This is a genomic window from Streptomyces sp. Mut1, from assembly GCF_030719295.1.
Lineage (GTDB): Bacteria > Actinomycetota > Actinomycetes > Streptomycetales > Streptomycetaceae > Streptomyces > Streptomyces castrisilvae.
In genome coordinates, this window is the sequence record NZ_CP120997.1 from 5,886,629 (window position 1) to 5,895,000 (window position 8,372).

The 8,372-nt window shown below is 69.2% G+C and carries 9 protein-coding genes (1 of these 9 cut by a window edge); 7 read left to right on the plus strand and 2 right to left on the minus strand.

Going from position 1 to position 8,372, the window contains the following annotated elements:
- The first annotated feature begins 27 nt into the window (after positions 1–27).
- The 4 genes from P8A18_RS25720 to P8A18_RS25735 are packed head-to-tail and all read left to right on the plus strand — an operon-like array spanning position 28 to position 5,003.
- A complete protein-coding gene (locus tag P8A18_RS25720) occupies positions 28–2,241 on the plus strand; it encodes a polyribonucleotide nucleotidyltransferase (protein WP_306061149.1) in 2,214 nt (737 codons plus the stop codon).
- A complete protein-coding gene (locus P8A18_RS25725; RefSeq protein WP_306058076.1) occupies positions 2,238–3,617 on the plus strand; it encodes a M16 family metallopeptidase in 1,380 nt (459 codons plus the stop codon). The genes P8A18_RS25720 and P8A18_RS25725 overlap by 4 nt, the downstream gene beginning before the upstream one ends.
- 43 nt (positions 3,618–3,660) lie before the next feature.
- Positions 3,661–4,413, plus strand: a complete 753-nt coding sequence (gene dapB, locus P8A18_RS25730; RefSeq protein WP_306058078.1) for a 4-hydroxy-tetrahydrodipicolinate reductase — start codon at positions 3,661–3,663, stop codon at positions 4,411–4,413.
- Positions 4,414–4,424: 11 nt separating this feature from the next.
- On the plus strand, positions 4,425–5,003 hold the full coding sequence (locus tag P8A18_RS25735) for a tetratricopeptide repeat protein (RefSeq protein WP_306058080.1): 579 nt from the start codon (positions 4,425–4,427) through the stop codon (positions 5,001–5,003).
- Positions 5,004–5,073: 70 nt separating this feature from the next.
- On the opposite strand, the gene P8A18_RS25740 is transcribed toward P8A18_RS25735, so the two are convergent.
- Both P8A18_RS25740 and P8A18_RS25745 read right to left on the minus strand, forming a co-directional pair.
- Entirely contained in the window at positions 5,074–5,625 is a 552-nt protein-coding gene (locus P8A18_RS25740; protein ID WP_306058082.1) for an SCO5741 family PH domain-containing membrane protein, read from the minus strand.
- Between the two features lie 94 nt (positions 5,626–5,719).
- The gene (locus tag P8A18_RS25745) at positions 5,720–5,959 is read right to left on the minus strand and encodes a hypothetical protein (RefSeq protein WP_018551852.1); all 240 of its coding nucleotides are present in this window, start codon (positions 5,957–5,959) and stop codon (positions 5,720–5,722) included.
- A 196-nt stretch (positions 5,960–6,155) separates the two neighbouring features.
- Here P8A18_RS25745 and thyX point away from each other — a divergent pair, with 196 nt between their 5' ends.
- From thyX to P8A18_RS25760, 3 genes are all read left to right on the plus strand, one after another.
- Positions 6,156–6,893 carry an FAD-dependent thymidylate synthase gene (gene thyX, locus P8A18_RS25750; RefSeq protein WP_306058090.1) on the plus strand — a complete coding sequence of 246 codons (738 nt, stop codon included), beginning with the start codon at positions 6,156–6,158 and terminating at the stop codon, positions 6,891–6,893.
- A 153-nt stretch (positions 6,894–7,046) separates the two neighbouring features.
- Complete coding sequence (gene dapA, locus P8A18_RS25755; protein WP_306058092.1) at positions 7,047–7,946, plus strand: 4-hydroxy-tetrahydrodipicolinate synthase; 900 nt, start codon at positions 7,047–7,049, stop codon at positions 7,944–7,946.
- A gap of 147 nt (positions 7,947–8,093) precedes the next feature.
- Positions 8,094–8,372 carry the start of a ribonuclease J gene (locus P8A18_RS25760; protein WP_306058094.1) on the plus strand. Its footprint extends 1,407 nt past the window's final position, so only the first 279 of its 1,686 coding nucleotides appear in the window; the start codon lies at positions 8,094–8,096; the stop codon falls past the right edge of the window.

Below are 8,372 nucleotides of genomic sequence, written 5' to 3' on the forward strand. Positions count from 1 at the left end.
AAGACGACGAGTATGGAGAATTCACTAGTGGAGAACGAGACCCACTACGCCGAGGCCGTTATCGACAACGGAACCTTCGGCACCCGCACCATCCGCTTCGAGACGGGCCGCCTTGCCAAGCAGGCCGCAGGTTCCGCCGTCGCGTACCTGGACGACGACACCATGGTGCTGTCGGCCACCACCGCTTCCAAGCGGCCCAAGGACAACCTCGACTTCTTCCCCCTCACGGTGGACGTCGAGGAGCGGCAGTACGCCGCCGGCAAGATCCCCGGCTCCTTCTTCCGCCGGGAGGGCCGCCCCTCCGAGGACGCGATCCTCACCTGCCGCCTGATCGACCGGCCGCTGCGCCCCTCCTTCACGAAGGGCCTGCGCAACGAGATCCAGATCGTCGAGACGATCATGGCGCTCAACCCCGACCACCTGTACGACGTGGTCGCGATCAACGCCGCGTCCGCCTCCACGATCCTGGCGGGCCTGCCCTTCTCCGGCCCGATCGGCGCCACCCGCGTCGCCCTGATCAAGGGCCAGTGGGTCGCCTTCCCGACGCACACCGAGCTCGAGGACGCCGTCTTCGACATGGTCGTCGCCGGTCGCGTCCTGGAGGACGGCGACGTCGCGATCATGATGGTCGAGGCCGAGGCCACCGAGAAGACCATCCAGCTCGTCAAGGACGGCGCCGAGGCCCCGACCGAAGAGGTCGTCGCCGCCGGTCTGGAAGCCGCGAAGCCCTTCATCAAGGCGCTCTGCAAGGCCCAGTCCGACCTCGCCGCCAAGGCCGCCAAGCCCACCGGCGAGTTCCCGGTCTTCCTCGACTACCAGGACGACGTCCTGGAGGCGCTCACCAAGGCCGTCAGCACCGAGCTGGCCAAGGCGCTCACCATCGCCGGCAAGCAGGAGCGCGAGGCGGAGCTCGACCGCATCAAGGAGATCGCGGGCGAGAAGCTCCTCCCGGCCTTCGAGGGCCGCGAGAAGGAGATCTCCGGTGCCTACCGCGCGCTGACCAAGAAGCTGGTCCGCGAGCGCGTCATCAAGGACAAGGTCCGCATCGACGGCCGCGGCGTCACGGACATCCGTACGCTCGCCGCCGAGGTCGAGGCCATCCCGCGCGTGCACGGCTCGGCCCTGTTCGAGCGTGGCGAGACGCAGATCCTGGGCGTCACCACCCTCAACATGCTCCGCATGGAGCAGCAGCTGGACACCCTCTCCCCGGTGACCCGCAAGCGCTACATGCACAACTACAACTTCCCGCCGTACTCGGTCGGCGAGACCGGCCGCGTGGGCTCGCCCAAGCGCCGCGAGATCGGCCACGGCGCGCTCGCCGAGCGCGCCATCGTGCCGGTCCTGCCGACGCGCGAGGAGTTCCCCTACGCGATCCGCCAGGTCTCCGAGGCGCTGGGCTCCAACGGCTCGACGTCCATGGGCTCGGTCTGCGCCTCCACCATGTCCCTGCTGAACGCCGGTGTGCCCCTCAAGGCCGCCGTCGCCGGCATCGCCATGGGCCTGATCTCCCAGGAGATCGACGGCAAGACCCACTACGTCGCCCTCACCGACATCCTCGGCGCCGAGGACGCGTTCGGTGACATGGACTTCAAGGTCGCCGGTACGAAGCAGTTCGTGACCGCGCTCCAGCTCGACACCAAGCTCGACGGCATCCCCGCCTCGGTCCTGGCCGCCGCGCTGAAGCAGGCCCGTGACGCCCGCCTCCACATCCTCGACGTGATGAACGAGGCCATCGACGTCCCGGACGAGATGTCCCCGAACGCCCCGCGGATCATCACCGTCAAGATCCCGGTGGACAAGATCGGTGAGGTCATCGGCCCCAAGGGCAAGATGATCAACCAGATCCAGGAGGACACCGGCGCCGACATCACGATCGAGGACGACGGCACCATCTACATCGGTGCCCAGCAGGGCTCGCAGGCCGAGGCCGCCCGCGCCACGATCAACGCCATCGCCAACCCGACCATGCCGGAGGTCGGCGAGCGCTACCTGGGTACGGTCGTCAAGACCACCACCTTCGGTGCGTTCGTCTCGCTCATGCCGGGCAAGGACGGCCTGCTGCACATCTCGCAGATCCGCAAGCTGGCCGGCGGCAAGCGCGTGGAGAACGTCGAGGACGTGCTCGGCGTCGGTGCCAAGGTCCAGGTCGAGATCGCCGAGATCGACTCCCGCGGCAAGCTCTCCCTCATCCCCGTCGTCGAGGGTGAAGAGGACGAGAAGAAGGACGACGCCGACAAGTGACGTCCCGTAGTTCCGCGACGACGGCCCGCCCCTCCTCGGAGGGGCGGGCCGTCGCCCGTACCCAAACGCTCCTCAAGGGCAGCAACGGCATCGGCACGGTCCGCCGCACGGTCCTCCCCGGCGGTCTCCGCGTCGTCACCGAGACCCTGCCCTCCGTACGCTCCGCCACCTTCGGCATCTGGGCCAACGTCGGATCACGCGACGAGACCCCCGCCCTGAACGGCGCGACGCACTACCTCGAACACCTCCTCTTCAAGGGCACCGCCAAGCGCAGCGCCCTCGACATCTCCTCCGCCATCGACGCGGTCGGCGGCGAGATGAACGCCTTCACGGCGAAGGAGTACACCTGCTACTACGCGCGGGTCCTCGACACGGACCTGCCGCTGGCCATCGACGTCGTCTGCGACATGCTGACCGGCTCGCTGATCGAACCCGAGGACGTCGACGCCGAACGCGGCGTGATCCTCGAAGAGATCGCGATGACGGAGGACGACCCGGGCGACTGCGTGCACGACCTGTTCGCGCACACGATGCTCGGCGACACCCCGCTCGGCCGCCCCGTGCTCGGCACGGTCGACACGATCAACGCCCTGAACCGCGGCCAGATCGCCCGCTTCTACAAGAAGCACTACGACCCCACCCGCCTGGTCGTCGCCGCCGCGGGCAACGTCGACCACGCCACGGTCGTACGCCAGGTCCGCAGGGCCTTCGAACGGGCCGGCGCGCTCACCCGTACCGACGCCGTCCCCACCGCGCCCCGCGAGGGCTCCCGCGCCCTGCGCACCGCCGGCCGCGTCGAGGTGCTGGGCCGCAAGACCGAGCAGGCACACGTGGTCCTCGGCATGCCCGGACTGGCCCGCACGGACGAGCGCCGCTGGGCCCTCGGCGTCCTCAACACCGCCCTCGGCGGCGGGATGAGCTCCCGCCTCTTCCAGGAGGTACGGGAGAAGCGCGGCCTCGCCTACAGCGTCTACTCGTACACCTCCGGCTTCGCGGACTGCGGCCTCTTCGGCGTGTACGCGGGCTGCCGGCCCAGCCAGGTCCACGACGTCCTCAAGATCTGCCGCGACGAGCTGGACCGGGTCGCGTCGGACGGACTGAGCGACGAGGAGATCGGCCGCGCCATCGGGCAGCTCTCCGGCTCCACCGTCCTCGGCCTGGAGGACACCGGCGCGCTGATGAACCGCATCGGCAAGAGCGAGCTGTGCTGGGGTGAGCAGATGTCCGTAGACGACATGCTGGCCCGTATCGGCGAGGTGACACCGGACGACGTCCGCTCGGTGGCGGGCGAGGTCCTCGGACACCGCCCCTCGCTCTCCGTCATCGGACCGCTGAAGGACAAGCAGGCCGGCCGCCTCCACGAAGCGGTCTCCTAAGTCCTCCCGTGCCCCAGATCCCCCCCCGTAAGGAAGCAGAGCAATGAGCAAGCTGCGCGTGGCCGTCCTCGGTGCCAGGGGCCGTATCGGCTCCGAGGCGGTACGAGCCGTCGAGGCCGCCGACGACCTTGAGCTGGTGGCCGCACTCGGCCGGGGCGACAAGCTGGAGACCCTTACGGAGACCGGCGCCCAGGTCGCCGTCGAGCTCACCACCCCCGCATCGGTGATGGAGAACCTCGACTACTGCGTCGGCCACGGCATCCACGCGGTGGTCGGCACCACCGGCTGGACCGACGAACGGCTCGCGCAGCTGAACACCTGGCTCTCCGCCTCCCCGGAGACCGGTGTGCTCATCGCACCGAACTTCTCCATCGGCGCGGTCCTCACCATGAAGTTCGCGCAGCAGGCGGCCCGCTACTTCGAGTCCGTCGAGGTCATCGAGCTGCACCACCCCAACAAGGCCGACGCCCCCTCGGGCACCGCTGCCCGCACCGCCCAGCTCATCGCCGAGGCCCGCCGCGAGGCGGGCTGCGCCCCCCAGCCCGACGCCACCAGCACGGCACTGGACGGGGCGCGCGGCGCGGACGTCGACGGCATCCCGGTCCACTCGGTCCGCCTGCGCGGCCTGCTGGCCCACCAGGAGGTGCTGCTCGGCGGTGAGGGGGAGACCCTCACCATCCGGCACGACTCCCTCCACCACAGCAGTTTCATGCCGGGCATCCTGCTCGGCGCCCGCCGCGTGGTGACCACTCCCGGCCTCACGTTCGGCCTGGAACACTTTCTCGACCTGAACTGACTGGCCACGCCATGCGCGCAAAGATCACTTACGTCGTCACCGCAGCCGTCCTCGTCTTCTACTTCGTCCTGGTCGGCAGCCGCGGCGTCCTGCTCATCAAGCACGGCACCCTCATCACGGTGACCTTCGGCATCGCCGTGCTGGTCCTGCCGGCGATCGGCGTGTGGTTCCTGTGGAAGAACACCCAGTTCGTCCGCAGGGCCAACGCCCTGGCCGCCGAGCTGGACGCCGAGGGCGGTCTGCCGGTCGACGAGCTGCTGCGTACGCCCAGCGGCCGGATCGACCGTGACTCCGCCGACGCGGTGTTCGCACGCCGCCGCGAGGAGACCGAGGACGCCCCCGACGACTGGCGCTGCTGGTTCCGCCTGGCCGTCGCCTACCAGGACGCCCGGGACACCCCCAGAGCCCGCAAGGCCATGCAACGAGCAATCGCCCTGCACCGCTCCGTCCCGCCGACCGACCGCTCCGGCCCGTCGACCGACCGCTCCAGCCCGTCGGGCGAGCACCCCAGCCCGTCGGGCGAACACTCCAGCCCGTCGGGCGAACACTCCAGCCCGTCGGGCGAACACTCCAGCCCGTCCGGCGTTTGAGGACAAAGAAAAGAGCCGTCCGGCGATTGAGGACACCCTCACCCGCCGGACGGCTCTTCCCGCTCACCGGCTACTGCGGCCGGTACTCGTCCCCCCACGCCTCAATCGTGTCCGCGGCCCGATCGAACGCCTCCCCCCGCGCAAGGAAGTCCGCGTTGGAGTCGGTGAGCAGCGGCGGCACCGCGTCCCCGCCCCTGCGGACGACGATCAGCGCCTGACCCTGCACCGTACGGGGCAACCCGAGCCACTTCACCGGCTGCTGCACCGTACGTACGGCGGTGGCCCGGTTCCACGGCACGGTCGTCGTCCGGAAGAAGCCCACGCGGCGCACACCGTGCCGGCTCACCCAGGCGCCGACCCGCAGCATGCGCAGCGCGCACAGGATGATCGCGAGGGCGAGCGCGAGGCACGCTCCCGCCCCGGGCAGCGCTCCGGCGAACGCGGTGATCATCCCCGCGAACAGGATGAAAGAGGCGAGCAGCAACAGACCGGCCGCGGCGGCGACCCGCCACGGACCGGGACGGTAGGGCCGCCGCCAGCTGTCGTGGTCGTCGAACGGCAGCGCGACGTCCTCAGCGTTCGCGTCAAACGCGCGGTCGGCCGTCAGGAAGGGCAGGGGCACGACTGATCCTCACTCACAAGCACGCTCGATTGCTGTGCCCGGTGAGGCTACCGAGGAGGTGACCGGACGGACCACCCCAGGGGGTCCGTCCGGGTCAGCGCGCGTGCGCGGCCTCGGTCTGCTGACTGTGCGCAGGCGACTTCTCGGGGGCCAGCGCGGGCAGACCGAGCAGCAGCGCCCCGGCGAGTCCGGCGACGACGGCAAGGCAGACCAGAGCGCTTCCTGCCCGCTCGGAGACGGTGCTGCGGGGCCGCGGGGGCGGAGTGACGTTACTGCGGAATCGGTCGGCCTCGGCTACGAACGAGAACGGGACGGATTCACGCCGGCGGAACATGAGGTGGCTCTCCTTGAACTCTCTTTCGGGTGGTGCTACTGAGTCAGACGCACAGCGGGCCCGATCGGTGCCCCGAATCGCCGGTTCGCCCGAAGAAATCCGAAGAGTTCCCGGTAAGGCGGTGCCTGCCTCGGGCCGATCGGGCGCCCCGTAGAGTGGACGCCGCCCGAGCGATGCCATTGGAAGGACCCTGTCGGTGACCGACACCCCCGAGCCCACAAAGGCCCACTTCCGCAGCGATGTCACCGTTGACCTGGTGAAATCCGCCGCGGGTGACGCCGACGTACTGTTCGCAGCCCGTGTGTCCACGGCCGGCGAGCAGTCCCTGGAGGAGGTCACCAAGGACCCCGAGCGTTCGAAGGGGCTCATCAACTTCCTCATGCGGGACCGGCACGGAAGTCCGTTCGAGCACAACTCGATGACCTTCTTCATCAGCGCCCCGATCTTCGTCTTCCGCGAGTTCATGCGGCACCGCGTCGGCTGGTCGTACAACGAGGAATCGGGCCGCTACAGGGAGCTGGAACCGGTCTTCTACGTCCCGGGGGAGTCCCGCAAGCTCATCCAGCAGGGACGGCCCGGCAAGTACGAGTTCGTCGAGGGCACGCCCGAGCAGCACGCGCTCACCAGCCGCGCCATGGAGGAGTCCTACCGGCGGTCCTACGACGCCTACCAGGAGATGCTCGCCGCGGGCGTGGCCCGTGAGGTGGCCCGAGCGGTGCTCCCGGTCGGCCTGTTCTCCACGATGTACGCCACCTGCAACGCCCGCTCGCTGATGCACTTCCTCGGCCTGCGTACGCAGCACGAGATGGCGAAGGTGCCGTCGTTCCCGCAGCGGGAGATCGAGATGGTCGGCGAACAGATGGAGGCGCACTGGGCGCGGCTCATGCCGCTCACCCATGCAGCCTTCAACAAAAATGGACGCGTGGCCCCATAGGGCGGTGTCCGTATTGCGGCGTTTCGTGAAGTTCATCTAGGCTGATCAAACGGACCCGGCACTGCTTGAACCCCCGAGCAGGCAGTGCCGGGCTCCTCTTGCTTGTCCCCCCGAGGGGGCACCGTGCGCCGAGCAACGAGTAGCGTGTTACCCATGGCTCCGATCTCCACTCCGCAGACCCCCTTCGGGCGGGTCCTCACCGCTATGGTCACGCCGTTCACGGCGGACGGCGCTCTCGACATCGAGGGCGCGCAGCGGCTCGCCACCCACCTGGTGGACGCAGGCAACGACGGCCTGATCATCAACGGCACCACCGGCGAGTCCCCGACCACCAGCGACGCGGAGAAAGACCAGCTCGTGAGGGCTGTCCTCGAAGCGGTGGGCGACCGGGCGCACGTCGTCGCCGGTATCGGGACCAATGACACCCGCCACAGCGTCGAGCTCGCCCGCACCGCCGAGCGCAGCGGCGCCCACGGCCTCCTCGCGGTGACGCCGTACTACAACAAGCCGCCGCAGGAGGGTCTGCTGCGGCACTTCACCGCCATCGCCGACTCCACCGGCCTGCCGGTGATGCTCTACGACATTCCCGGCCGCAGTGGTGTGCCGATCGACACGGAGACGCTCGTCCGGCTGGCGGAGCACCCGCACATCGTCGCGAACAAGGACGCCAAGGGTGACCTCGGCCGCGCGAGCTGGGCCATCGCCCGGTCCGGCCTCGCCTGGTACTCGGGCGACGACATGCTGAACCTCCCGCTCCTGTCGGTCGGCGCGGTCGGCCTCGTCTCCGTCGTCGGCCATGTCGTCACCCCCGAGCTGCGGGCCCTCATCGAGGCCCACCTCGGCGGCGATGTACAGAAGGCCACGGAGATCCACCAGAAGCTGCTGCCGGTCTTCACCGGCATGTTCCGCACCCAGGGCGTGATCACCACCAAGGCCGCGCTGACGCTCCAGGGCCTCCCTGCGGGCCCGCTGCGCCTTCCCCTGGTGGAGCTCACCGCCCAGGAAACGGCACAGCTCAAGATCGATCTCGCCGCCGGCGGGGTACAGCTCTGACAACGGACTTCACAACTGCATACGCGTCACAACTGAACACGCGGACAATGCCGCGCCACAGCACCACCCAAGACAACAGCAAGTGCACGAATGACATGCGCGCCACGTGCCCAAGCGGTACGTGGCGCGCGTGGTAAGGAGAGTCTTTTGAGTCATCCGCATCCTGAACTCGGCACCCCGCCGAAGCTCGCGAAGGGCGCCCTCCGGGTCACCCCGCTCGGCGGCCTCGGCGAAATCGGCCGCAACATGACGGTCTTCGAGTACGGCGGCCGCCTGCTCATCGTCGACTGCGGCGTTCTGTTCCCGGAGGAGGAGCAGCCCGGGATCGACCTGATCCTCCCGGACTTCACGACCATCCGGGACCGCCTGGACGACATCGAGGGCATCGTCCTCACGCACGGCCACGAGGACCACATCGGCGGCGTC

Excerpts from the sequence above, each read along its gene's own strand:
- dapB (WP_306058078.1), top strand. The coding sequence starts at position 3,661 with ATGAGCAAGCTGCGCGTGGCCGTCCTCGGTGCCAGGGGCCGTATCGGC.
- P8A18_RS25745 (WP_018551852.1), bottom strand. The coding sequence starts at position 5,959 with ATGTTCCGCCGGCGTGAATCCGTCCCGTTCTCGTTCGTAGCCGAGGCC.
- P8A18_RS25735 (WP_306058080.1), top strand. The coding sequence starts at position 4,425 with ATGCGCGCAAAGATCACTTACGTCGTCACCGCAGCCGTCCTCGTCTTC.
- dapA (WP_306058092.1), top strand. The coding sequence starts at position 7,047 with ATGGCTCCGATCTCCACTCCGCAGACCCCCTTCGGGCGGGTCCTCACC.